This window comes from Maritimibacter sp. UBA3975, from assembly GCF_002384975.1.
GTDB lineage: Bacteria > Pseudomonadota > Alphaproteobacteria > Rhodobacterales > Rhodobacteraceae > Maritimibacter.
In genome coordinates this window covers 17,835-40,737 of the sequence record NZ_DGCP01000011.1, presented here as the reverse complement: position 1 = coordinate 40,737, position 22,903 = coordinate 17,835, and the positions used below count along the sequence as shown (strand labels likewise).

Below are 22,903 nucleotides of genomic sequence, written 5' to 3'. Positions count from 1 at the left end.
AGTCATTTTGAAAAGGAGCGGGACCCATGTTCCTCTTGCTCGCACTTTACGCCATGGGCGGCACGACGCTCGCCGGAGTCTTCATCGTCGCCGCGCTCACGGCAGGCTACACCACGGCGCAACCGATCATCTGGGCCGCCGTCGCGGGCTTCATCGTCGCGTTGCCGGTGGTCTGGGTCGTGAACCGCAAGCTGCGCGGCTAGGCGAAAGCGGTTGCAAGGGCCCGCCCGCTCCGGCTATTTCGGCGCGAGCGGCCCCTTAGCTCAACTGGATAGAGCAGCGGACTTCTAATCCGCAGGTTGAGGGTTCGAGTCCTTCAGGGGTCGCCAGTGTCACTCAAAGCCCCCAGATCGCCTTGGCACCCATCCACAGGCCCATGCCGAGCATCATCAGGTTCTCTGTCAGCGAGACGAACCCGAGCGGGACGTTTGACGATCCGCCGACACAGGCGCATTTGAGTTCGCGTTTGTCGATGTAGACAGCCTTGAACACGGACACCGCGCCAATGGTGCCGATGACGATCGCGACCGGGGCGGAGAGCCATGTGAGCGCGCCGGCCACCATCAGGATACCCGCGAACGCCTCGCCGAACGGGTAGAGATAGCCATAGCGCACCCAGCGGCGGGCGAGCAGGTCGTAGTTCAGGAACATGGTCGAGAAGCTCTCCACGTCCTGAAGTTTCTGAACGGCGAGGAAACACATCGAGATCGAGATGAACCATTCGAGTGCGCGGACCGTCAGGACCGTTCCGAAACTCGCCCAGCTCACGCCGAGCGCCATGAGAAAGGCGACGGCGAAGATCGCGATGACGGGCTGGTAGCTCGTCTCGTCCTCCCCCTTCAATGGCTTGCCGAAATGGTCGCGCAACTCGTCGTAGCCGCCGATCCGCTCACCGCCGATAAAGGTCTGCGGCGTCGTCTTGACCCCGTGTTCGTCCATGAAGGCGTCGGTTTCTTCGCGGGTCGTGAGGGGATGATCTTCCACCTCATAGCCTTCGCGCTCCAACAGGTCCTTGGACTTCAGGCCGAAGGGACAGAGATGGTCGGGCATGACCATCCGGTAGAGTTTCGCGGTGCGGGTCGTCGTGTCCCGGGGCATGGCCGGCCTCCCGGTCTGTGTGAACGGTTTACGTTCTCACAACGCGGTGGACCGGCAGGCTTGTTCCGGGCGCGGTCAGGATGGGACGGCGATGTTCACCGTGACTTCGTCGTCGATCCCGAGCGTGACGAGCCCATCTCCGCCCTGGAACTGGTAGATGGCGAGGGTGTTGCCCGCGTCGTCCGTCACCGTCGTTTCCGTGTTCTGCCAGTCCCCGACCAGTGTGAGCGTATCGCCGGTTTCGCCGAGGATTGTCGCGCTGTCACCCAAGGCGGCGTCGAGCAGCAGCTCAAGGTCGGTGTCGGCGGTGTCGGACAGGTTCATTATGTCGCCGGCCGAAATGATGAGCGCGTCGTTCGTGCCGTTGGTCAGGTCCACCGCCTCGATATTCGACCCGGCGAGCGTCTGGATCAGGTCCGGCGCCGCCCCCGTGGCGAGTTCGAGCAGGTCACGGCCCGCGCCCCCGTCGAACAGGTCGGCGCCGAGGTCGTCGATCAAGGTGTCGTCGCCGGCGCCGCCAATAAGGGTGTCGTCGCCATCGCCGCCCTTGAGGATGTCGTCGCCGTCGCCCCCTGCCAGCCGGTCGTCGCCGTCAAAGCCCAGGATAAGATCGTCCCCGTCGCCGCCTGAGATGTCGTCTGCGAAATCGCTGCCGAGCAGGAGGTCCGAGCCGTCCGAGCCCGTCGCGGTGCGGGCTGCGCCGTGTTTGGAGATGAACTCGTTCGAGTTGATCGTCACGCGGTCTTCGTCAGTTGCGATATTGCCATCCAGATCGAAGGTGGCGGTGGCGGAAAACAGGTTTTCCTCGCCGAGCAGGTCGCCGATCCCGGCGATCTCGGCCAGGGCCACGTCGAAGTTCAACCCGTCGGAGGTGAGGGCGTCATCCACGGCTCCAGGCGCGAATGTCTGCGCGGCTCCGTCCGCCGTCAATTCCAGCGTGAACTCCACGAGTTCCGCCGCGAAGAGGGGGGATTCCTGGATCGCGGCGAGCAGGGCTGCGGAATTGCCCACGGCGGTCGGCGTGCCGTCGCTGTCCACCTGTTGCAACTGGGTGGTGTTGAACCCGGTGCCGATGCCGAAGGCCTGGATGTCGAGGTCGTAGTCGGCGTTGTTCAGCGTGGCGAGCGAGGTCGTCCAGTCGGACCCGCTCGGGATGCCGTCGGTCACGAAGTAGAGCACGTTCGTGTCGCCCGCATCCTTGCTGTCGAAGAACGCGTGGGAGGCATCCATCGCCTCGTGCCAGTCGGTGCGTGGGCCGCTGCGGAACGTAAGCGCACGGATTGCGGTAAGGAGCTGGGGATCATCGGTCTCGTAAGTGAAATCCTCGTAGACCCCCTCACCATACTGCACGATCTGCACGTTGACGGTGGTCTGCGAGCCTTCGAACTGTTCCGCAAGCTGTTCGACCGCGTCGTAGATCGCGTTCTCGATATTGGTCCAGCCGGTCGATCCGACCGAGCCGGAGGCGTCCAGCGCGAAGGAGAGGTTGATCGTCGTCGCCTCGACCTCGCTCACGCCGATGGCCACGTTACCAGCGGGATCGTTGCCCACCGGGTCCTCGGAGATCGCCATGGTGACGGTCTGCCCAGTGTCTCCGGTAAAGCTCTCCTGCGCGACCTCGAGTGTGATCGTGGCGATGTCGGTCGCGTCGCCGTCGGACACTTCGACCTGAAAGCTGTCGACGCCCGTGTAAGCCTCGTCGGGCGTGTAGCTATAGCTGCCGTCGCTTTCGACCGTGACCTCGCCATGCGCGGGTCCGGCCGAGAGGGCGAAGGTCAGGTCGTCGTCCTCCACGTCCGTCGCGATGACGCTGCCCGTAACCTCGGTATCGACCGCGACCTCGACCACCGCGTCCTGCGCCTCAGGCGCGTCGTTCACCGGATCGACCTTGACCGTGACGGTCCGGGTGTACGTCAGGCCGGTGCCGTCCGTGACGGTGTAGGTGAAGCTGTCGGTGCCGTTGAAGTCGGCGTCGGGCGTGTAGAGCAGCTCGCCTTCGCCGTTTTCCGCGACGGAGCCGTTGGTGCCCTGGGTGAAGGCGCTGACGCTGACCGCGTCACCGTCCACGTCGGGGTCCGCGAAGACCGGGGTGATGGCGACGACGGTGTCTTCATTGGTGGTGGCCGTGACGTCCTGCGCCACCGGATCGTCGTTCACCGGGGCGACCGTGACCGAAACGGTCCGGGTGTCGGTGCCGCCGTTCCCGTCGCTCACCGTGTAGGTGAAGCTGTCGGTGCCGTTGAAGTCGGCGTCGGGCGTGTAGATCAGCCGGCCCTCGCCATCGTCCGCGACGGAGCCGTTGGTGCCCTGCGTGAAAGCGCTGACGCTGACCGCGTCGCCGTCCACGTCGGGGTCCGCGAAGACCGGGGTGATGGCGACGACGGTGTCTTCATTGGTGGTGGCCGTGATGTCTTCCGCCACCGGATCGTCGTTCACCGGGGCGACAGTGACCGTTATGGTCGCCGAGGCCGTGCCACCGTTCCCGTCGGTGAGCGTGTAGGTAAAGCTGTCCTCGCCGTGGAAGTTTTCCTCCGGCGTATAGGTGAAGCCGCCGTCGCCGTCATAGACCGCGCTGCCCTGGTCCGGATCGGACATGGACAGGAGCGTGACCGCATCGCCGTCGGCGTCGGTGAAGGCGATTGCCGGGTCGATCCAGACAGGCGCGTCCTCGTCGGTCTGTGTCGTCACGTCATGCGCCACGGGTGCGTCAGGGACCGGCGTGACACTGACCGTCAGGGTTGCGGTGTCGGTGTTCCCCTTGCCGTCCGAGACCGTGTAGCTGAACGTCTCGGACCCGAAAAAGTCGGGCGGCGGGGTGTAGGTGAAGGTGCCGTCCGCGTTGCCGGAGCTGAATGCCTCCTCGCTGGAGAAGGACCAGTCGATCACCTGGAGCACATCGCCGTCCGCGTCGCTGTCATTGTCGAGCACGTTGATGGTGACGGAGCCACCGTCCTCAACGACCGTGAGCACGTCGTCCCCGGCTTCGGGCGCATCCTCGGTGGCGGTGACCGTGAACGTCACGGTGCCGCTGTCGGTGCCGCCGTTCCCGTCGGAAATCGTGTAGGAGAAGCTGTCGGTGCCGTTGTAGTCGGGCTCGGGCGTGTAGGTGTAGTCCCCGGTCTGGTTGTCGAGGTCGAGCTGGCCGTGGCTAGGCCGGGTGTTCACGATGACGATGAGCCCGTCGCCGTCCCCGTCGCTGTCGTTGGTGAGCACGTTGCCCCCGACGGCGGCGCCATCCTCGCTCGCGTTCCTGGCGTCGTTGCGGGCCTCGGGCGGCGTGTTGGGCGTTTCGGTGTCGCCGTCTCCCTGCGTCTGGGTTGCGGGGGTGCCGGGGCTGCCGCCACCGCCACCGCCGGTCGACCCGGGCGCGAAACCGCCCGAGGTATCGTCGTCCGGGTCACTGTCGTTGCCCTGCGTGCCGGTGTCGTCGCCGAGGTCCGGTCCCGAGGACGGGGCGCCCGACGAAGAGACGAGTTCGACGAAGGTGCCACCGGCGTCCACCCTCTCGAACGCCAGCGCATAGGCGCGGGCCGCGTCGAGCAGGAGCGTCTGGTCATCGGCAAGGTCGTCGGCGGTGCGGATCACTTCGCGGGTTTCGCCCTCGACGGGCGAGACGATCCACTTCGTCTCGATATTGTCGATGGTGGCGATCAGGTCACCGTTCAGGTCGCGCAATTCGATGGAGCCAATGCCCCCGTCCGGGTCGGTGTTGAGCGAGACTTCGACGGTCGAAATGCCGTTCTCGGTCGTGATCTCGACGAGCACGGTGGTGCCCCGGATGCCCATTGTCGCGGTGGGCGTGTTCACGTCCATGCCGCCGGTCTTGGCCACTTCGCCCGCGATGAATACGAAGCCGCCTTCGATCAGCGAGAACGCCCCGCCGTTTCCGTCGTCGGCCTCGGCGTCGAAGACGAGCGAGTCGATGACCATGCGGGAGTTGGCAGCGAGGGTGAAGATCGTGCCGTCCACGAAAGTGACCGAAAGCGCGCCGCCGTCATCGGTGATGAGCACGTCGTTCTGATAGATCTTGGAGCCGATTTCGAGCTGGACGCGTGTGCCGTCCGCGCGTTCGGCGAAAGACACGCCTTCGAGCGTTTCGACCTGTCCGATGGGACCGGTCGCGGGGGCGCTGCCTGCCTGCGCATACTGGCCCGGCGCGATCGGCCCTGCGAGGCGCGCGGCAAGATCGCCGCGCAGCACCGCACCATTGTCGGCCACGAGGTCCGGGGCTGTGTCCTGTCCGAAGTAATCCACGAGCCGCAGGTCTGCCGCACCCGGCGTGGAAATGACCAGATCGGCGCCGTCGCGGGCGAAATCGGCGGTGAAGATCGGGCGATCGTGGATGGGGAGCGCCGCGCCGTCGGTGACGACGAACGACTCCTCTAAGACGGCAGCTGCGCCGCGCTGGAAATCACTATCGCGCATGTTGACCCGTGCCCTGAAAATTATCTGTCACAAATTTGCCTTATTTGTTTACACGATTCGAAATGAAATTGCATCTGCGGCACAACATCGTTTCCGACAAACCTTTGCGGAGCGGTTCGGCGAAGGCATTGTTTCGATTGACCATTGACCGCCGGGGCCTGTGAGCCTTTGCTTGCAGGAGAAACAGGCGCGGGTGGTATGGCTTCGGGCAAATCGGGAACATGGATGCGGACAGCGGGGCGGCGATTCGGGTCGTCGCGGCTTCTGGGCCTGTTGCTCGTCGCCGCGTTGCTGGCCCTCCGGGTGGCCGATCCGGCCCCCGTGGCCGGCTTGCGCTTCGCGGCATTCGACCTCTATCAACAGTTAAAACCCCGCGAAATCACCCGCCAACCGGTGGCCATCGTCGATCTCGACGACGCGAGCATCGCGGAGCTTGGCCAATGGCCCTGGCCGCGCGACAGGCTGGCCGAAATGGTCGACAGGATCATGGCGGACGGGGCGGCGGCCATCGCCTTTGACGTGATCTTCTCAGAGCCGGACCGGCTGTCTCCCGCCCGGCTTGCGGAGCGGGGCGACGTGCCCGAGGGCCTGCGCGCCGACCTCGCCCGGCTTCCCGACAACGACCGGATCTTTGCCCAGGCCATCGCGCGGGGGCGTGTCGTGGCGGGGCAGACCAGCGTTCGGCTTGCAGGAAACAGCAGCTCGCCCTCCGCCGTGCGCGACGTGCCGCATGCGCTTCTGGGCGAAGACCCGTTGCCGTTCTTGCAGAAATACCCGCGTCTGCTTCAGAACCTTCCGGTGATCGAGGACGCGGCGATGGGGCACGGCGTGTTTTCCACACGACCGGACCCGGACGGGATCTACCGCCGCGTCCCGCTCGTCATGCTTGTCGAAGACACCCTGCGCCTCGGCCTTGCGCCGGAGCTTCTGCGCGTTGCGACCGGCGGTGATGCGTTTGCGGTGCGCACGAACGAGGCGGGGATCGAGGGTGTCGTGGTCGCGCGCCAGCTTGTGCCGACCGCGGGCGACGGATCGGTCTGGCCCTACCTGACGCCGTCTTCCGCCGACCGCTATGTCTCCGCCGCCGACGTGATCAGCGGGCGGATGGAGCAGGGGCGACTGCGCGGGCACCTTGTCTTCGTCGGAACATCGGCCATCGGGCTTGAGGATTTCCGGCCGACGCCGCTGGGCGTCTCGATGGCCGGGGTGGAGATCCATGCGCAGGTGCTTGAGAACATCCTCTCCGGCTCGCTTCTCGACCGGCCCAACACGGCCATCGCGGTGGAGCTGGTCATCACGCTCCTGCTGGGGCTCGTCATCGTGATCCTCGTGCCCGCCTTCCGCGCGACCTTCGTCATGATCCTCGCCGTGGTTGTCATGGCGGGCTATGCGGGGGCGTCGTGGTATGCCTTTTCGGCGCAGCGGGCGCTGCTCGACCCGACCTTCCCGATCCTCGCGGCGGTGCTCACGCTCATGCTCATGGCGAGCCTGAACTACATGCGGGAGGAGCGGATGCGGCGCCAGATCCGCTCGGCCTTCGGTCAGTATGTCTCACCCGACCTCGTGGACCGGCTGTCCGACAATCCCGACGCGCTGACGCTGGGCGGCGAGCGGCGCGAGCTGACGTTGCTCTTTTCCGATGTGAGGGGCTTCACGACCATCGCCGAAAGTTACCGCAAAGACCCCGTGGGCCTTACGAACCTGATGAACCGGTTCCTTACGGCCCTGTCCAACGCGATCCTGGACGAGCGGGGGACGATCGACAAATTCATGGGTGACGCCGTCATGGCGTTCTGGAATGCGCCGCTCGACATCCCGGACCACCCCCGCGCCGCTTGCCGGGCCGCGCTCGCCATGTACGCGCGGGTGCAGGCGATCAACGAGGAGCGCAAGGCCGAGGAAGGCGAGGACGTGCTGCTCATCGACGTGGGCATCGGCATGTCGACCGGCCCCTGCACCGTGGGCAACATGGGCAGCGATACGCGCTTCGACTACACGGCGCTGGGCGACACGGTGAACCTCGCCTCGCGGCTCGAAGGGCTGTCGAAGAACTACGGTGTGGGGATCATCCTGTCCGAAAGCGTGCATGACGCGGTGGGCGATGACTTCGCGATGCTCGAACTGGACATGGTGCGGGTGAAGGGCAAGACGCTCCCCGTGACGATCTTCGGCTTGCTGGGCGATGACGGGCTGCGAAGCACCGACGGCTGGGCGGCGGTGTCTGTGGCCAATCACCGGATGCGCGTGGCGTTCGCGACGCAGGACTGGGACGGGTGTGAGGCGGCGCTGACCGCGCTTGACGCGGCAGGCGAGGCAGCAGGCCTGTCGCTCGGCGGCTACATCGCGCTCTACCGCGACCGGGTCGCCGCGTTCCGGGAAAACCCGCCGCCTGCTGATTGGGACGGGGTGTTCGTGGCGACGGAGAAGTAGGCCGGTCAGGCCAGGGCAAGCGGTCGCAAGTCTCTGACAGGTCACGGGAAACTCCAGGAGTATTGCAGAGACGTCGAGGGCCGGCCGGCGCTGCGTGCCGCCCGAAGAGCGATCACCGCTCCCTAAGCGCCTCGTCCCGCACCCGAAGGAACGGGTTGAGCAGGTAGTCCAGAACCGTCTTGCGCCCCGTCTGGATGTCGATCTGAGCGACCATGCCGGGGCTGATCTGATTGCCGCCAAGGTCCGTACGGTCGGTCCGCACCGTCACCTGGAAGAACGAGTTCCCGTCTGCGTCGGTGATGGTGTCCGCCCCGATCCGCTCCACCGTCCCGTCGAGCGCGCCGTAGACGATGTAGTCGAAGGCGGTGATCTTGACCGACGCCGGATCGCCGGGCTGGATGAAGGCCACATCTTGCGGCGTGATACGCGCCTCGATCAGAAGGTGGTCGTCCACCGGCACGATCTCGACCAGCGGATCGCCGGGGCCGACGACCGCACCGATGGTGGTCACGTTGAGCGTGTTGACGATACCGCGCACCGGCGCGCGCAGGATGGTGCGCGTGACCCGGTCTTCAGCCGCGCGCAGCCCTTCGCGCAGGACAGACAGTTCCGCCTGCACCTTGGCGAGCCGTTCGCGGGCGGTGAGAACGTAGGCGCGGCGCGCGGTCTCGATCTGGGACTGGGCTTCCGCGATGGCGGCGTCGAGCCGGGGGAGGCGGGCGCGGCTCACGGCCAGTTCGCCTTCCAGTTCCGCCAGCCGGGTTTCAAGCCGCAAGAGCTCGATCTGTGTGACCGCGCCGCTCTCGACGTAGTCGCGGGTGAGCCGGACCTCCTCGGCGAGGGGCGCGATCTGACCCTCGAGCTTGGCCACCATCGCCTGTGCTTCCACCCGCTCCGCGCGCCGTTGGGCCAGCTTGTCGTTCAGCACGTCGAGCTCGGACGAAAGCTGCGACCGGCGCGAGGTGAAGACTTCCCGCTCTGCCGCGACCGCGTCCGGGGCGCGGGCGGTCAAGCTGTCGGGGAACCCGAGTGTCTCGCCACCTTCGGCTTCCGTACGCACGCGTATCTGCTCGGCCATCAGAGCCGCTTCCTGTTCAAGGAACTCTCCCCGCCGGGCCCCCGCCGTGGTGTCGTCGATGCGCAGGAGCGGCGCGTCAGCCTCCACCGTCGCGCCCTCGGCCACGAGGATGTCGCGCACGATGCCGCCTTCGAGGCTCTGGATCACCTGCACCTGCTGGCTCGGCACCACCCGGCCTGCGCCGCGCGTGACCTCTTCGATCTCGAATACGGCGGCCCACCAGATGAAGGCGGCGAGGCCGGCGACCAGCACGATGAGCAGCGCCGTGCCCTTGCGCCCTTCACCCTGGGGCGCGGTGCCGGTGCGGTTCACGAAGTCCTCGTCGATGGCCGGGCCGAACATCACCGGGCCTCCTGGCTGTGGGTGAGGGCGGCCTGCTTGAGCGTGCCGAGCACCTCCTGGCTCGGCCCGTCGAGGACTTTGCGCCCCCGGTCCATCACCACCATCCGGCCCGCGAGCGCGGCGAGGCCCGGACGATGGGTGCAGAGAATCAGCGCGATCCCGTCGTCGCGCAGCGCCGAGAGCCGCTCGGTCACCTGGCTTTCCATGTCGCGGTCCATCGCGTTCGTCGGCTCGTCCAGAAACAGGACAGGCGGTCGGCGCAGGATCAGGCGGGCAAGTGCCACGCCCTGCCGCTGCCCGCCCGACAGGTTGCCGCCCCGCTCCCCGATGAAGGTGCCAAGGCCGTTGGGCAGGCTGGCCACGAAACTGTCCATGCCCGAAAGCGACAACGCGCGGGCGATGTCCTCGGGCGTTGCGCGGGGCGCGCCGATGGTCAGGTTCTCGCCCAGCGTGCCGGTGAAAAGCTCAGGCTCCTGCGGCAGGTAGCCGACCCCGCGCCGCAGCTCCGCCGGGTCGTATTGCGTGGCGTTCTGGCCATCGATCAGGATCGTGCCTTGCCCGGGGGCGAGAAGGCCGCACAGGAGCTTGCCCAGCGTCGATTTCCCCGATCCCACACGGCCCACCAGCGCCACGATCTCGCCCGGTGCAATGTCGAGCGTCAGGTCCGAGACGGCAGGGGTCAGGCTGCCGGGATAGGTGAAGCTGAGCGCCTGCGTCGCAACCCGGCCCTCGGCCACCGTGAGCGGGCTGGAGATCGTGTCGCCCCGCTCGGCGGGCACCGCCATCAGCTCCGAGATCGAGCGCATGGCGCGGCGGGCGTATTGCGCGCGAAACACCGTCTGCGCAATGGCGCCCAGCGGCGCGAGCGCACGGCCCGACAGGATATTGGCGGCGATCAGCGCGCCGATGGAGATGCGCCCGTCCGCGATCAGGAACACGCCCCATGTGATGATGCCGATGCTCACCCCCTGCTGGATCACCATCGTGCCGTTGGAGGCGAAGTTCGACCAGAACCGCGAGCGGCCCGAGACGCGGGCGGCGGCGGCAGTGGCGGCGTCCCATTCCTTTTGCATCACGGGTTCGGCGTTCAGCGTCTTTACGGTTTCCAGCCCCGCCAGCGCCTCGATCAGCACCTTCTGGCGGCGGTTCGCGGCGGACTGGGCGCGGGCCACGGCGTTGCCCATCGGGATCTGCGCGCCGATGGCCAGTGCCAGCATGATCGGGATCGCGATGAGCGGCACGAAGGCGAGGGGGCCGACGATGAGCCAGAGCACGGCGATGAAGATGCCGATGAAGACGAGGTCGATGAGCGCGACGAGGCTTTGCGAGCCGAAGAACTCCCGCACCGTGTCGAAGTCGCGCAGGAAGGTGGCAGTACCGAGCGCGCCGCCGGGCATGTCGCCGGGCCGCAGGCCGAGCGCGTGGCGAAAGAGCGAGGCCGAGACGCCAACGTCGAGCCGCCGCCCGATCCGCTCCAGCACCCCCGCCCGCACCGAGCGCAGCGCGAAGTCGAGCGTGACGGCAAGGCCTACGCCAAGCGCCAGCGTGGTCAGCGTGACGAAGGCGAGGTTGGGGATGACCCGGTCGTAGACGTTCATCACGAAGATCGGCATGGCGAGCGCCAGCACGTTCACCGCGAGGGCCGCGATCACGATCTGCACCCAGGCCCAGCGGTTTTCGCGCATCGGGCGCCAGAACCAGTGCCCGGACGGCCCCGAATCGCTGTCCTCTGCCCGGTCCTGCGGCGTGACCAGCATCGCCACGCGGCGCGCGCGGTGGCGCAGTTCCCGCGCGGTGAGGTCGCTTTCCAGCCCACCAAGGGCGGTCTCGACGATCTGGAAGCGTCCTTTGGCGGCGCGGGCAAGGACGAACGGCGTGCCTTCGAAATCGAACAGGATCGCGGGGAGCGTGGCCGGGTCGATCCGGTCCGGTCGGCGCGTGACCATGCGACCGCGCAAGCCCGCGCTCGCCAGTGCCTGTGACAGGATCTCGGGCCGGCGTGTGTCCTCGCCGCGCGGCAGGCGTGCGCGGGCGGCATCGTCGGTCCAGGCGCGGCCGTGATGGTCGGCGAGCCAGGCAGCGGTCGCGAGACCGGCCTCGGCCCCGTCCCCCCCTGTCACCGGCACACTCCCGGTCATTTCAGGGCCGGGATATCCGTGGAGAACACCGAGAAGTGACCGTTCGACACGGCGCGCCGCTCAAAGTCGGGCATCAGCGGCACGTCGGCGGACCGCACGCCGAAATGGCTGGCCAGACGGCTTTCCACCGCGAGGATCTGGTACTGGTTGAAGGCATAGGACGCCTCGGCGCTCACGTCTTCGAACCGGGCGTTGAACCACGCGGCCTCGGCATCCAGCACTTCGATGAGCGACCGCGTGCCGGCCTGGAACTGGGTGAGATACTGGTCGGCGGCGCGGCGCGTGGCCGACAGCTGCCCGTCGAGCAAGACGGTGCGCTCGATATTGGCCAAATAGGCGTTCCACGTCGTGCCGGCCAGCTCACGCACGTCGAGCACGGCGCGGTCGCGTTCGGCCATCGCCTGCACGGTGCGCATGGTGGCTGCGCGTTGCTGCGCCTTGCGCCCGCCGGAGAAGATTTCCCATTCCGCGCCGAGGGCGACATAGGCGTCGAGAGACCGTCCCGGCACGCCGTTCTGGTTGAACCCGGCATTGGCCCCGGTGCGGGCGCTGACTTGCGGCAGGGTGCCGGAGCGCACGATTTCCTCGTCGTATCGGCGCTGCTGCACCACGCTGTCTGCGGCCTTGACCCGGTGGCTTTGCTTCGTGGCGCGGGCGACGAAGGCATCGCGCGTGAGGGGGAGGCTGCGGACACCCGGCAGCGACATCGGACCCTTGGGCGGGTGGCCCACGACCGCCTCGTAACGCACCTCAGCGTCGCTCAGGGCCTGTTGCACCTCCACCGCCACGAGCTTGGCGGAGACGAGCCGCTGGTCCACTTCGAACCGGTCGGACGAGGGCAGGCGCCCGCCGTCGACGAGGTCGAGCACCTGCGCGCCGATTTCCTGATGTTTCAGGATGTTCTGGCGCGCGACCGCCGCGAGGTTGCGGTGGCGCAGCACGTCGATATAGGCCTCGACCGCATTCAGCGAGAGCGACTCCGAAGCGTCCAGCAGGCGAAAGATCGAGCCGTCCACGCGCGCGGCGTCCCGGTAGACCGCATTGGCCCGGCGGAACCCGTCGAAGATGACGTAGCGCGCCTCGACATTCGCGCGCGCACCGGCGGTGACGCGGTTGTTGTTGGCGGGGGCAAGGCGGGCCGGATCGTTGTAGTAATACGCCCCGGCTTCGGCCGTTGCGGTCACGGTCGGCAGAAAATCACGCTCGCGCCCCAGAAGGTCCAGCGCGGTCGCCTGCACGTCGGCGCTGCGCACCCTTGCCTGCGGATTGTCCGTCACGGCCGATTGCACGGCGGATTTCAGGCTTTCGGCCTGTGCGGTCCCTGCAAGCGCCAGACCAAGTCCAAGCGCAGCCCCCAGTGCCCCGATACGGCGCAGCATGTCTGTCTCCCCTACGCGCGCACGGATGCCCGCGAGAATCCCGTTATTCAAATGCATTAAAAAGCATAGGGAAATGACGACCGGGTGCAATTGTGTTGTCCGGCTGCGCCAGCGCGCCCGCAATCTGTGTCAGGCAAACCACAACAGGGCGGCGATGATGCCGACAAGGGTGGCCTGGTGAAAGAACTGGTCGATCCCGTGAAAGACCCAGTACTCCCGCTTCTTGTGATCGGGCTTGCGCCAGCGCTGAACATGATCCTTTGCAAAGTCGATGTGGTAATGGATCACGAATTCGATCAATCCGAGGATCAGGACAAGGCCGATGTCGAAGCCGGTCACGACCAGAACGATCACCGTCAGCAGGGCGTGAAGTCCGGCATGGGCAAGCCCGCCGGGATGGCCATATCGGCCCTTGTTCGAGATCATCCACATGTTCTGCCAGACGTAATCCGCCAGCAGGTGTTTGAGCTGCAAGAGTAGAAGGATCAGAAGGATTCGTTCCGGCGTCATGTTGCGCGATGCCTCAGTTTCTTGTTGGTGCGGTCCTGCATTTCGGCCAGCCCCGATCCGGCCACTTGTTCGCGGCAAGCGACAAGGGTGGGGGCGATGCACAGGTGGTCACGCACAGTGGTCTTCAAGAGAGGGTAGACGACCGCGCCCGTCTCGGCAACGCAAGGGGCAGGCCGCAAGGGCGCCGCCGCGTCAGCCGGCATGGTCCTTGGCGTCTTCGGAGGACGAGAGTTTCCGGTTCGCCTCGATCAGCTTTTCCTTCGTGGAGCGGGCGAGGTGGACCGACAGGCTTGAGGCGAAGTCCGCGTCGGTCTCGGCCAGCTTGCGCAGGGTCGTTCCGGATACCGAGAATACCCGCGAGGGTTCGGACACGCTGACGGTTGCCGAAGCGGGGGCCGCCTCCATCACGTTCATCTCGCCCACGAAGCCACGCTTGATCTCGGCGATGGATTTGTTGCCCGAGCTGACCTCGGCCGTACCGTGCAACATGAAGTGCAGGTGCGTGACGCATTCGCCTTCGGTGGTCAGGACCGTGCCCGGCTCCGCATTGAACCAGACCCCGCGGTTAAGCAGGTTGCGCGCCGTCGGTTTCGACATGCGCGGCAGGCCGTAGGCGATCAGGGTCTGTTCCTCGTCCGAAAAGCTCAGGCGGGAATTGAGGAAATAGATCCGGGCGATCCCGAAGACAGAAATCCCCGCCCAGGCGATCTGAAGCGCGGCCGACGGCCAGTTGAAGGCCGACGACAGGCCGAGCAGTACAAGGATGCTCGCCACGAGGTTCATCGCGGGGAAGACGTAGCCCGAGCCGCGTATGAGGCCGAGTTGCAGAAGCAGGTAGCCAGCGAGGTAAACCGCGACGCCGAGAAAGCCTGCCCACTCAAGCGGGGTAATGGAACCGAAAGCAATCATGGGGGACACGACTAGCCCGGAAACGTCTCTTTCCAAAGCGGAAAACACGGTCCGTGGCGAATAATTCGCGGGTTGAATTTCGGGCGGATTCGGCTCGTCGGGGGGCGGGGAAGCTGTTTTCGCAATGTGCTGCGATATTGGGCAATTGGTCGGAATAACGGGCTTATGTCCGCTAAGGCCCTGCCATACGCCGCGAAAACGATGAAAAAGGCGGGTGCGGATTTGCGACCTGCATGACCCTTGCGTCAACCGTGTCTGCGGCGGTCGCGGGGGCGACCGATCCGGGGCAGGACAGCGACGGGGATTTCGGACGGGCATGCAGAAACTTCAGATCGTCACCGACTATCTCGAACGCCTTCACGCCGAGATAGCGCGGAACGACTCGGGTGAGGTTGCGACCTATATCCCCGAATTGGGCCGCGCCGACCCCGACACGTTCGGCATCGCGCTCGTCACCCTCGACGGGCAGGTCTACACCGTGGGGGATTGGGATCACGCGGTAACGATCCAGTCCGTCTCCAAACCCTTCATGTACGGCGCCGCGCTCGCGGCCCACGGGCGCGAGAGGCTGGCTCGCCGCGTGGGGGTGGAGCCGACGGGGGAAGAGTTCAACTCCATCGTGCTGGACGAAAAGACGAACCGCCCCTTCAATCCGATGGTCAACGCGGGGGCCATCGCGACCTCGGAGCTCATGACCACCGGCGACCGCGAGGCGGCGGCGGAACGGATGGTCGAGACATTCTCGCGCTTCGCGGGGCGCCAGCTTTCCATCGATATGGACGTGTTCAAATCCGAGCATGATACCGGCCACCGCAACCGTGCCATCGCCAACATGATGCTCAACACGGCGATGATCCAGCAGGACCCGGGCGACGTGCTGGACCTTTATTTCAAGCAGTGCTCGGTGCTGGTGAACTGCCGCGACCTCGCGGTGATGACGGCGACGCTGGCGGCCCACGGGCGCAACCCGCTTACCCGCGATACGGTCGTGTCGCCCGAGAACGTGCGCGACATGCTGTCGGTCATGGCGAGCTGCGGGATGTACGACTACGCCGGGCAATGGGGCTATGACGTCGGGATGCCGGCCAAGTCCGGTGTGTCGGGCCTGATCGGCGGCGTGGTGCCGGGGCAACTCGGCCTTGCGGTCTATTCCCCCCGGCTGGACGAGGTGGGCAACTCCGTGCGGGGCATTCAGGTCTTTCGCCGCTTCGCCGAGGACTTCGGGCTTCACGTCTACTCGGAAAGCACCGACCTGCGCTCGGTTGTGCGGCGGCACTACCGGGCGTCTGAGGTGCAATCGCGCCATGTGCGTGAGGAGCGCGAGGTCGAGGTGCTGCGCGAGAAGGGGTCGGCCTTCGCGGTCATGCACCTTCAGGGGCCGCTCTTCTTCGGCGCGATGGAGCGCGTCGTGCGCCGGATCGACGCGCTGGTGCAGGATGGTGTGACCGAGGTGGCGCTGGATTTCCGCCGCGTGGCGCTGATCGACCGCGGCGGGCTCGCGTTGTTCGAACAGTTGATGACCGCGCTTCAGGACACCGGCGTCACGCTGCTGCTGGCCGAGATGGCGCATCGGGATGCGCTGCGCGAGTTGCTGAACCTCGTGATGACGTGGCCGGACGCCCCTGCGCGGATCGTGCCGGACGTGGACAGCGCGATGGAGGCCTTCGAGGACTCGGTGCTGGCCGAGGCGGGCGTCAAATCGGACACGCAGAAACTCAGCCTTTCGAGCCATGAGATTTTCGCGGGCCTGACCGCCGAGGAATCGCGGGCGCTCGAACAGGTCGCGGGAACCCTGAGCTTTGCCTCGGGGGACGTGATGCTGAAAGCCGGGGACAAGGCCCATGCCTTTCTCACCATAGCCAAGGGCACGGTCAGCGTGACCGTGGGCGTGGGCGCGGGGCGCACGCGCCGAGTCGCCTCCATCGGACCCGGACAGGCGATCGGTGAGATGGCGCTTCTGGATGGCGGCAAACGCTCGGCCAACGTCGTGGCGGACGGGCCGGTGCTGGCCTATGTCTTCGCCGTATCGGCGATCCGCGACCTGCTGCCGGAGCATCCCCGGATCATGGAGAAGATCCTCGGCAACATGGTCCTGAGCCTGAGCCAGCGCTTGCGCCGCACCAATGACGAAGTGTCGGCGCTGGAGTGAGCGGCGCTTCGCGGCGGTCTATTTCAGAACGATCACGTTGCGCTTGGCGCTGCCGGACTTGGTGCTCTCGATCGCCTCGTTGATCTGGTCGAGCGTGAAGCGGTTGGAGATCAGTTCGTCGAGCTTCAGCCGCCCCTGTTCGTAAAGGTCGACCATCCACGGAATGTCCCGGCGGATCACGGTGTTGCCCATCATCGTGCCGATGATGCCCTGCGCCGCGTTGCCCATGCCAAGGGGCGAATACTTCGCCTTTTCCGTCGCATGGGGCAGGCCGACCATGATGATATTGCCGCCGGGGGCGAGGTAGCGCGGGGCCGCGTCATAGACCGGCGCGACGCCGACCGTGACGAAAACCGCATCCGCCCCACGCCCGCCGTTGATCTTCTTCGCGACTGACCACGGTTTCTCGGCATTGCCCAGCACGCCGTGGGTGGCACCGAAATCGCGGGCCATGTCGAGCTTATCCTCGCTCATGTCCACGGCGATGATCTTGGCCGCCCCGGCGATACGCGCACCCTGAATGGCGTTGAGCCCCACGCCGCCCGCGCCGATCACGACGACGGTCTGGCCGGGGCGCACATGGGCCACGTTGACCACGGAGCCAAGCCCGGTGATTACCCCACAGGCGAGAAGCGCCGCGCTTTCCATCGGGACGGTGTCGGGTATCTTTGCCGCCTGGCTGGCCAGCACCACCACTTTTTCGGCAAAGGCGCCGGTCTCAAGCCCCTGATAGATCGGATCGCCCGAAGCGGTCTTGAGCGGGCCGTCGGTGAGCGAGTTGTAAGGCGTCTCGCAGGTGACGGGTCGGGCGGTTTCGCAGGACGGGCAATGCCCGCAGGCGCGGATCAGGGTGACGACCACGGTGTCGCCTTCCGCCAGCCCCTGCACGTTCGGCCCGACCTTGGTGATCTTGCCCGCCGCTTCGTGGCCATAGACGGCCGGGACCGGGCCGCCGAAGCCGCCCTCGGCAAAGGATATGTCGGACTGGCAGATGGCGACCGCGTGGATGTCCACCTCGATCTCGCCGGCCTCGGGCGGACGAATGGAAATCTCCTCGATGACGAGCGGTTGGCCGTGTTCGTGGCAGACGGCCGCCTTGATGGTTTCCATGATGTCCTCCCGCAGAATGAAACGCTGTTTCGCAAAATCCTTTTGCGCCCTCACGTCGCCGGGGGCAAGCCCCGTTTCGGCTACATCGCGTCCGAGAAGCCGTCCAACGCCTCGGCGAGCGCGCGCGGGGCCGAGAAAAAGGGTGAATGGCCAGTGGCGAGTTCGACGGTGTTCTCTGGCGCGAACCCGGCGGCCATCTGCCGCTGGTGCGCGGGCGGCACGGCCCGATCTTCGGTGCAGAAGACATAGTGTCGTGGCACATTGTCCGAAGCGCCGGTGAGTGTGGCGGGCGTTGTCTGGGTCGCGAGAGGTTGCCACCCGATGTGCGCCATCGCGTAGTCATAGGTGCCCTCCGGGCAATCGCCATAGAGCGCACTGGTCAGGAACTCGGGCTTGAACCGGAAGCTGAGCTTGTCCGGCGCCATTTCGAACGCGCCTTTCATCGGCTGCTCCGGCGCTTCGCCCAGCATGTCGACAAGGCTCTTGCCCGGCTGCGGGACATAGGCGGTGACGAAGACGAGGCCCGCGACGTTGCGGGGATCGCGCTCGGCGGCCTGCGTGATCGCAAAGCCGCCTGCCGAGTGTCCGACGAGGATCGTCGGCCCGTCGAGCGCACCCAGGATCGCATCGGCGTAGCTGTCGAGCGTGACGTCGGCGATAGGCGTCGGATCGTCGCCATGCGACGGCAGGTCGAGCGCGCGGGCGGTGTGGCCCAGCCGCTCTAGCTCGGGGATCACGTCGCGCCAGCACCATGCGCCGTGGTTGGAACCGTGGATAAGAAGAAACTGTGCCATCAGATATGTCCGATATCCTTGAGGAAGCCCATCAGGACTTCGGTGTATTCGTCGGGATTGTCCACGCAGGGCAGGTGGCCCGAGCCGCGGATCAGGTGGAATCTGGAGCCCGCGACCAGTTCGGTTGTCTCGCGCACGAGGTCGGGGGGTGTGGAGCCGTCCTCGGACCCGGCGATGCCGAGCGTGGGGAGTTTGAGCCGCGCGGTGGATTCGTACAGGTCGGTTTCGCCAATGGCGGCGGCGCAGCCGGCGTAACCCTGAAGCGGTTGGCGGACCATCATGTTGCGGAATGCGCCGACCGTGAGCGGGTCATGATCTCGGAACTTGCGCCCAAACCAGCGTTCCATCGTTGCGTCCGCGAGCGCCTCGACCCCGCCGTCGCGCACCGCGCCGATGCGCTCCTCCCACATGGCGGTGGTCCCGATCTTGGCGGCGGTGTTGGACACCACCATCGCGCGGATCAGGTCGAGCCGCTCGGCGGCCAGCCCCTGCGCGATCATCCCGCCGATCGACAGGCCCACGACCACCACGTCGCGCACGCCAAGATGGTCGAGCAGCCGGCCAGCATCCTGCACGAGGTCGCCCATGAAATACGGTGGCTCCGGCGCGGTGGTCAGCCCGTGCCCCCGCTTGTCGTATCGGATGAGCCGAAGCCCCTCAGGCAGCCGGTCTATCACCCGGTCCCACAGGCGAAAGTCGGTGCCGAGCGAGTTGGCAAAGAGCAGGGTGGGGGCGTCCTTCGGCCCCCGGTCGTCGTAATGTGTGTGGATGTCGGCGAGTTGCGCGATTTTCATGGCGTCCTCCCTTGGTCGTGTCAGTCCCGGCGCAGGCGCAGATGCGCCTTGATCTGGCCGTGATCGGAGGCGAGCTTGTTGTAAGGCGCCTCGGGGTGCGATCCGTCTGTGATGTGGTCGTTGAGCACCGAGAAATACTCCATATCCGCGATCCGTTTGTCGTAGTCCGGGTGGAAATGGCGGCTCAGAAAGATCTGGTCGATGCTCTCGAACACGCCCGCGAAGGCGGTGGTATAGACCATGTCGCGCAGGGATTTGCGCACGAACAGCTTCTCGGCAGAGTGGAGCCGCGACCGCTCCACCTGCTCGGTGATGCTCGACGCTTCCTCGGCGGTGTAGCGGTCGGAGTAGCTTTCGGCATCGTGGCGCAGCATCCACTGGTAGTTCTTGAACGGCACCTCGCCCGCGATGATCTCGGAACTTACCGCGTGCTCCCCATCGTTGAAGTCGCCCATGACGACGACGGGGTTGCCGTGCGCGAGTTCCGACATGACCTCGCGCCTCAGGACCCAGGCCTCGGCCATCCGGCGCACGGCGGCGCGCATGGACCCCATCGCGCGGCCCACGGCGTCGTAGCGCGTGAGGTCCTCCTCCGGAGCGAAGTCCGCGCCCGGCGGGGTGATGTATTCCCCGAGCTTGGATTTCAGGTGGCAGTTGAACAGGGTGATGACCGTGTCGCCCACCGGGATGCGCACCTTGAGCACCGGGCGCGACAGACGCCGTAGCCGGAAGCTGCCTGCCTCGAGGTCGCCGTCGAGGCCGCGCAGGGGCTGAAACGGGATGTCGATGGGCGCGTCGAAGTCCTGAATGATCTCCGGTTCCCCCGCGAAACCGAAGCGCGACAGAACCGCAAGGCCGGGGCGGCGCTTGCCCGGCTCTCCCGTGTCGGCGCTGTTGGGCGCAAAGGCGAGGGCCGCGTCGTCCCACGGCTCGACCCCGAGTTTGCGGAAGATGACCTTGCGGTGATACGCCTTGCCCTTGTCCGGGATGACCGCGTCGTTGAGCGTGCGCGCGCGGCTCGACGCCTCGGAGATCACTTCGCGCAGCGCCTCCTCCTCGAAGATCTCCTGAAACCCGATGACATCGGCGTCGAGATCAACAAGCTGGCTCGCCATCCAGTCGCGCTTCCACGCGTATTCCTCCGGCGTGTAGCTTTGGAATTCATAGTATTCCTTGTCCGGGCCGATCAGGTTCTTGACGTTGAACGAGGCGAAGGTGAAGTCCATCAGGGTCTCCCGTCAGAGGGTGGCGAGGGCTTGGGCGAAAACGGTGGGGTCCACGTTGCCGCCCGACAGGACCACGACGAGCGTGTCCGCGTCGAGCCTGTGTGCATGGAACAGCGCGGCGGCCAGCGCGACGGCCCCGCCGGGTTCGACGACCAGTTTGAGCCGCAGGAACGCCTGCGCCATCGCGCGCAGCGCATCGGCGTCGGGCACGGCGAGGCCTGGGCCACACAGCGCGTGCATGATCGGGAAGGTAAGCTCGCCGGGGGCCGGCGTGATGATCGAGTCGCAGATCGAGCCGGTCATCCGGTCGTTGCGCTGGATGCCGCCCGCGTCGAGCGACCGGGCCACGTCGTCGAACCCCTCGGGTTCAACCGGGCGGACCCGGAACCCCGGAGCCTCGGCCTGAAGCGCGAGTGCCGTGCCGGAGGTCAGCCCGCCCCCGCCGCAGGGGACGAGCACTTCGCCCTCGGTCACGTTGAGCGCGGCGGTCTGGGCCGCGAGTTCGAGACCGAGCGTCCCTTGCCCCGCGATCACCTCGGGTTCGTCGAACGGCTTAATGAGGGTCAGGCCGCGTTCATCGGCCAGCGCGGCACCGATCGCATCGCGGTCCTCGGTGGCGCGGTCGTAGGTCACGACCTCGGCCCCCATCGCGCGGGTGTTTTCCAGTTTCAGGACGGGCGCGTCGGCGGGCATGATGATCACCGCCGGAACACCGAAGTCCTGCGCGGCCTGCGCCACGCCTTGCGCGTGATTGCCGGAGGAGAAGGCGATCACACCGCGCGCCCGCTCGTCAGGGTGCAGGGCGGACAGCGCGGACCGGCCCCCGCGATACTTGAAGCTGCCGGTGACTTGCAGGCACTCGGGCTTGATCAGCACCCGCCGTCCCGCGATCTCGTCGAGGAACGGGGAACTGAGCAGCGGCGTCACCCGCGCATGACCCTGAATGCGCAGCGCCGCCGCCCGGATCATGTCGATATTCATGCGCAGGCGTCCAGCCAGGCGTGGATCACGTCGAGCGCCTCGGGTTCATCCAGAAAGGGCGCATGACCCCGGCCCGGCACGCGGGCGTAAAGCAGATCGGGCCGCCGCGCGCGCATTTCGGCCACCGTAGCGTCGGTCAGGACGTCGGACCCCGCGCCGTGCACCACCGCCAACGGCTTGCCGGCGAGCGCGTTGAACAGGGGCCAGAGGTCCGGCGTTTCGGCCTCCATCGCGGCGAGGAAGCTCTCGCGCAGGGCCGGGTCATAGCGTAACTCCAGCCCGTCCCCGGTCTCGCGGTAGCTGCGTTCGGCCTCATCGCGCCAGCGCGACATCGGCACATCCTCGAACCCGTTGACGGTTCCCGCGCGCACCTCGGCCATCTCGTCGAGCGTCTTTGCCTTGGGCGCGCGGCCGATATAGCTGTCGATGACCTTGAGCCCCTCGCGGTCCACGACCGGCCCGACGTCATTCAGGCAGACGCCGATCACCTTGTCGGGCTGCGTCGCGGCGAGGAACATCGAGATGAGGCCGCCGCGCGAGGTGCCGAGGAACGCCGCCCGTTCGATCCCGAGGTGCTGCATCAGGCCGATCACGTCACCGCCCTCGTTCGGCACGGCATAGGTCGACCAGTCCGCCCAACCCGATTGCCCGCGCCCGCGATAATCCATCCGGATCAGCCGCACACCCGGAAGGTGCAGCGCGACGAAATCGAAGTCCCGCAGGTTACGGGTGAGGCCCGACAGTGCGATAACCGGCAGGCCCTCGCCTTCGTCGGTGAAGGCGATCTCGATGCCGTCGGGAGTGGTGAAGTGCTGAATGTCCGTCATCAGATGGCCCTTGCGATATCCGGAATTTTGGAGAGGTCGGTCAGTTGTTCATGCGGGGGGTGGCCGAGCCGGTCCATCGGGTCGCCCGCGCGGTTCACCCACGCGGTGAAAAAGCCATAGCCACAGGCCGCCGAGGCATCCCACCCGTTAGACGAAACGAACAAAACCTCGTCCCGTTTGCAGCCGAACCGCTCCCCAACCAGTCCATAGACGACATCAGCGGGCTTGAAGATCCCCACGCTTTCCACGCTCAGAACGTCGTCGAGGAAGGCGCCGATCCCGGCGGTGTCCACCGCGCCGGAAAGCATGTCGGGGGAGCCGTTGGACAAGATGGCGGTGTTGAACCCGGCCTGTTTCAACGCGCCCAGCATGGCGGGGACTTCGGGGTAGGCCTCGAGCTCCCAATACAGCGAGAGCAGCCGTTCGCGCAGCGCCGCATCGCTCAGCATCCCCTGTTTTTCGAGCGCCCAGTCCAGCCCGTCTTGCGTCACCGTCCAGAAATCCGTGTGCTCGCCCGTGACCGCGCGCAGCCAGGTGTATTCAAGCTGCTTGCGCCGCCAGTCCGCCGCGACGGCTGGCCAGATGTCCGCCAGCGCCTCGTTCCCCGGCTCGCCCGCAGCGACCCGCGCGGCGGCGGCGACGTCGAACAACGTGCCATAGGCGTCGAAGACACAAGTGGTGATTGCCATGGTCGTCCCCCCTCATTTGGCGGG

General features: G+C 66.5%; 17 protein-coding genes and 1 tRNA gene. 4 read left to right on the top strand and 14 right to left on the bottom strand.

What is annotated here, in order from left to right; genetic code table 11:
• Window positions 1–26: 26 nt before the first annotated feature.
• Both B2585_RS10910 and B2585_RS10905 read left to right on the top strand, forming a co-directional pair.
• Entirely contained in the window at window positions 27–203 is a 177-nt protein-coding gene (locus B2585_RS10910) for a CTP synthetase (protein ID WP_292022961.1), read from the top strand.
• A 49-nt stretch (window positions 204–252) separates the two neighbouring features.
• Window positions 253–329 (top strand) — tRNA-Arg (locus B2585_RS10905).
• 7 nt (window positions 330–336) lie between these two features.
• On the opposite strand, the gene B2585_RS10900 is transcribed toward B2585_RS10905, so the two are convergent.
• Both B2585_RS10900 and B2585_RS10895 read right to left on the bottom strand, forming a co-directional pair.
• A complete protein-coding gene (locus tag B2585_RS10900) occupies window positions 337–1,098 on the bottom strand; it encodes a MauE/DoxX family redox-associated membrane protein (protein WP_292022960.1) in 762 nt (253 codons plus the stop codon).
• 75 nt (window positions 1,099–1,173) lie between these two features.
• Window positions 1,174–5,523, bottom strand: coding sequence for a tandem-95 repeat protein (locus tag B2585_RS10895; RefSeq protein ID WP_292022959.1), 4,350 nt, complete (start codon window positions 5,521–5,523; stop codon window positions 1,174–1,176).
• Between the two features lie 198 nt (window positions 5,524–5,721).
• On the opposite strand from B2585_RS10895, the gene B2585_RS10890 reads away from it, so the two are divergent.
• The gene (locus tag B2585_RS10890) at window positions 5,722–7,953 is read left to right on the top strand and encodes a CHASE2 domain-containing protein (protein ID WP_292022958.1); all 2,232 of its coding nucleotides are present in this window, start codon (window positions 5,722–5,724) and stop codon (window positions 7,951–7,953) included.
• A gap of 112 nt (window positions 7,954–8,065) precedes the next feature.
• Here the strand turns inward: B2585_RS10890 and B2585_RS10885 are convergent, their stop codons facing one another.
• The 5 genes from B2585_RS10885 to B2585_RS10865 all read right to left on the bottom strand — a co-directional run bounded on the left by B2585_RS10885 (window position 8,066) and on the right by B2585_RS10865 (window position 14,309).
• Entirely contained in the window at window positions 8,066–9,373 is a 1,308-nt protein-coding gene (locus B2585_RS10885; RefSeq protein WP_292022957.1) for an HlyD family type I secretion periplasmic adaptor subunit, read from the bottom strand.
• A complete protein-coding gene (locus B2585_RS10880; protein WP_292022956.1) occupies window positions 9,373–11,511 on the bottom strand; it encodes a type I secretion system permease/ATPase in 2,139 nt (712 codons plus the stop codon). The genes B2585_RS10885 and B2585_RS10880 overlap by 1 nt, the downstream gene beginning before the upstream one ends.
• Complete coding sequence (locus tag B2585_RS10875) at window positions 11,508–12,890, bottom strand: TolC family protein (RefSeq protein WP_292022955.1); 1,383 nt, start codon at window positions 12,888–12,890, stop codon at window positions 11,508–11,510. The genes B2585_RS10880 and B2585_RS10875 overlap by 4 nt, the downstream gene beginning before the upstream one ends.
• Before the next feature lie 129 nt (window positions 12,891–13,019).
• Window positions 13,020–13,400, bottom strand: coding sequence for a DUF3307 domain-containing protein (locus B2585_RS10870; protein ID WP_292022953.1), 381 nt, complete (start codon window positions 13,398–13,400; stop codon window positions 13,020–13,022).
• 192 nt (window positions 13,401–13,592) lie between these two features.
• Window positions 13,593–14,309, bottom strand: coding sequence for a cyclic nucleotide-binding domain-containing protein (locus tag B2585_RS10865; protein ID WP_292022951.1), 717 nt, complete (start codon window positions 14,307–14,309; stop codon window positions 13,593–13,595).
• Between the two features lie 316 nt (window positions 14,310–14,625).
• Between B2585_RS10865 and glsA the strand changes: the two genes are divergently transcribed.
• Complete coding sequence (glsA, locus tag B2585_RS10860; protein WP_292022949.1) at window positions 14,626–16,458, top strand: glutaminase A; 1,833 nt, start codon at window positions 14,626–14,628, stop codon at window positions 16,456–16,458.
• A gap of 18 nt (window positions 16,459–16,476) precedes the next feature.
• Here glsA and B2585_RS10855 read toward each other — a convergent pair whose 3' ends face one another.
• The 7 genes from B2585_RS10855 to B2585_RS10825 form a co-directional block, all read right to left on the bottom strand.
• Window positions 16,477–17,568, bottom strand: a complete 1,092-nt coding sequence (locus tag B2585_RS10855; protein ID WP_292022947.1) for a Zn-dependent alcohol dehydrogenase — start codon at window positions 17,566–17,568, stop codon at window positions 16,477–16,479.
• Window positions 17,569–17,648: 80 nt separating this feature from the next.
• A complete protein-coding gene (locus B2585_RS10850; protein WP_292022946.1) occupies window positions 17,649–18,362 on the bottom strand; it encodes an alpha/beta fold hydrolase in 714 nt (237 codons plus the stop codon).
• The gene (gene pcaD / locus B2585_RS10845) at window positions 18,362–19,156 is read right to left on the bottom strand and encodes a 3-oxoadipate enol-lactonase (RefSeq protein WP_292022944.1); all 795 of its coding nucleotides are present in this window, start codon (window positions 19,154–19,156) and stop codon (window positions 18,362–18,364) included. The genes B2585_RS10850 and pcaD overlap by 1 nt, the downstream gene beginning before the upstream one ends.
• A 20-nt stretch (window positions 19,157–19,176) precedes the next feature.
• Window positions 19,177–20,385 carry an endonuclease/exonuclease/phosphatase family protein gene (locus tag B2585_RS10840; RefSeq protein ID WP_292024022.1) on the bottom strand — a complete coding sequence of 403 codons (1,209 nt, stop codon included), beginning with the start codon at window positions 20,383–20,385 and terminating at the stop codon, window positions 19,177–19,179.
• Between the two features lie 9 nt (window positions 20,386–20,394).
• Window positions 20,395–21,363 (bottom strand): threonine ammonia-lyase, encoded by a 969-nt coding sequence (locus tag B2585_RS10835; protein WP_292022942.1) that lies wholly within the window; start codon window positions 21,361–21,363, stop codon window positions 20,395–20,397.
• Window positions 21,360–22,190, bottom strand: a complete 831-nt coding sequence (locus tag B2585_RS10830) for an alpha/beta fold hydrolase (RefSeq protein ID WP_292022940.1) — start codon at window positions 22,188–22,190, stop codon at window positions 21,360–21,362. The genes B2585_RS10835 and B2585_RS10830 overlap by 4 nt, the downstream gene beginning before the upstream one ends.
• On the bottom strand, window positions 22,190–22,879 hold the full coding sequence (locus B2585_RS10825) for a haloacid dehalogenase type II (protein ID WP_292022938.1): 690 nt from the start codon (window positions 22,877–22,879) through the stop codon (window positions 22,190–22,192). The genes B2585_RS10830 and B2585_RS10825 overlap by 1 nt, the downstream gene beginning before the upstream one ends.
• Between the last annotated feature and the right edge of the window lie 24 nt (window positions 22,880–22,903).

Bases quoted from the DNA above. Each gene is read 5' to 3' on its own strand.
- B2585_RS10875 (WP_292022955.1), bottom strand. From the start codon at position 12,890: ATGCTGCGCCGTATCGGGGCACTGGGGGCTGCGCTTGGACTTGGTCTG.
- B2585_RS10880 (WP_292022956.1), bottom strand. From the start codon at position 11,511: ATGACCGGGAGTGTGCCGGTGACAGGGGGGGACGGGGCCGAGGCCGGT.
- B2585_RS10910 (WP_292022961.1), top strand. From the start codon at position 27: ATGTTCCTCTTGCTCGCACTTTACGCCATGGGCGGCACGACGCTCGCC.
- B2585_RS10835 (WP_292022942.1), bottom strand. From the start codon at position 21,363: ATGAATATCGACATGATCCGGGCGGCGGCGCTGCGCATTCAGGGTCAT.
- B2585_RS10885 (WP_292022957.1), bottom strand. From the start codon at position 9,373: ATGTTCGGCCCGGCCATCGACGAGGACTTCGTGAACCGCACCGGCACC.
- B2585_RS10825 (WP_292022938.1), bottom strand. From the start codon at position 22,879: ATGGCAATCACCACTTGTGTCTTCGACGCCTATGGCACGTTGTTCGAC.
- B2585_RS10890 (WP_292022958.1), top strand. From the start codon at position 5,722: ATGGCTTCGGGCAAATCGGGAACATGGATGCGGACAGCGGGGCGGCGA.
- B2585_RS10855 (WP_292022947.1), bottom strand. From the start codon at position 17,568: ATGGAAACCATCAAGGCGGCCGTCTGCCACGAACACGGCCAACCGCTC.
- B2585_RS10895 (WP_292022959.1), bottom strand. From the start codon at position 5,523: ATGCGCGATAGTGATTTCCAGCGCGGCGCAGCTGCCGTCTTAGAGGAG.
- B2585_RS10830 (WP_292022940.1), bottom strand. From the start codon at position 22,190: ATGACGGACATTCAGCACTTCACCACTCCCGACGGCATCGAGATCGCC.
- B2585_RS10865 (WP_292022951.1), bottom strand. From the start codon at position 14,309: ATGATTGCTTTCGGTTCCATTACCCCGCTTGAGTGGGCAGGCTTTCTC.
- B2585_RS10900 (WP_292022960.1), bottom strand. From the start codon at position 1,098: ATGCCCCGGGACACGACGACCCGCACCGCGAAACTCTACCGGATGGTC.
- pcaD (WP_292022944.1), bottom strand. From the start codon at position 19,156: ATGAAAATCGCGCAACTCGCCGACATCCACACACATTACGACGACCGG.
- B2585_RS10850 (WP_292022946.1), bottom strand. From the start codon at position 18,362: ATGGCACAGTTTCTTCTTATCCACGGTTCCAACCACGGCGCATGGTGC.
- B2585_RS10870 (WP_292022953.1), bottom strand. From the start codon at position 13,400: ATGACGCCGGAACGAATCCTTCTGATCCTTCTACTCTTGCAGCTCAAA.
- glsA (WP_292022949.1), top strand. From the start codon at position 14,626: ATGCAGAAACTTCAGATCGTCACCGACTATCTCGAACGCCTTCACGCC.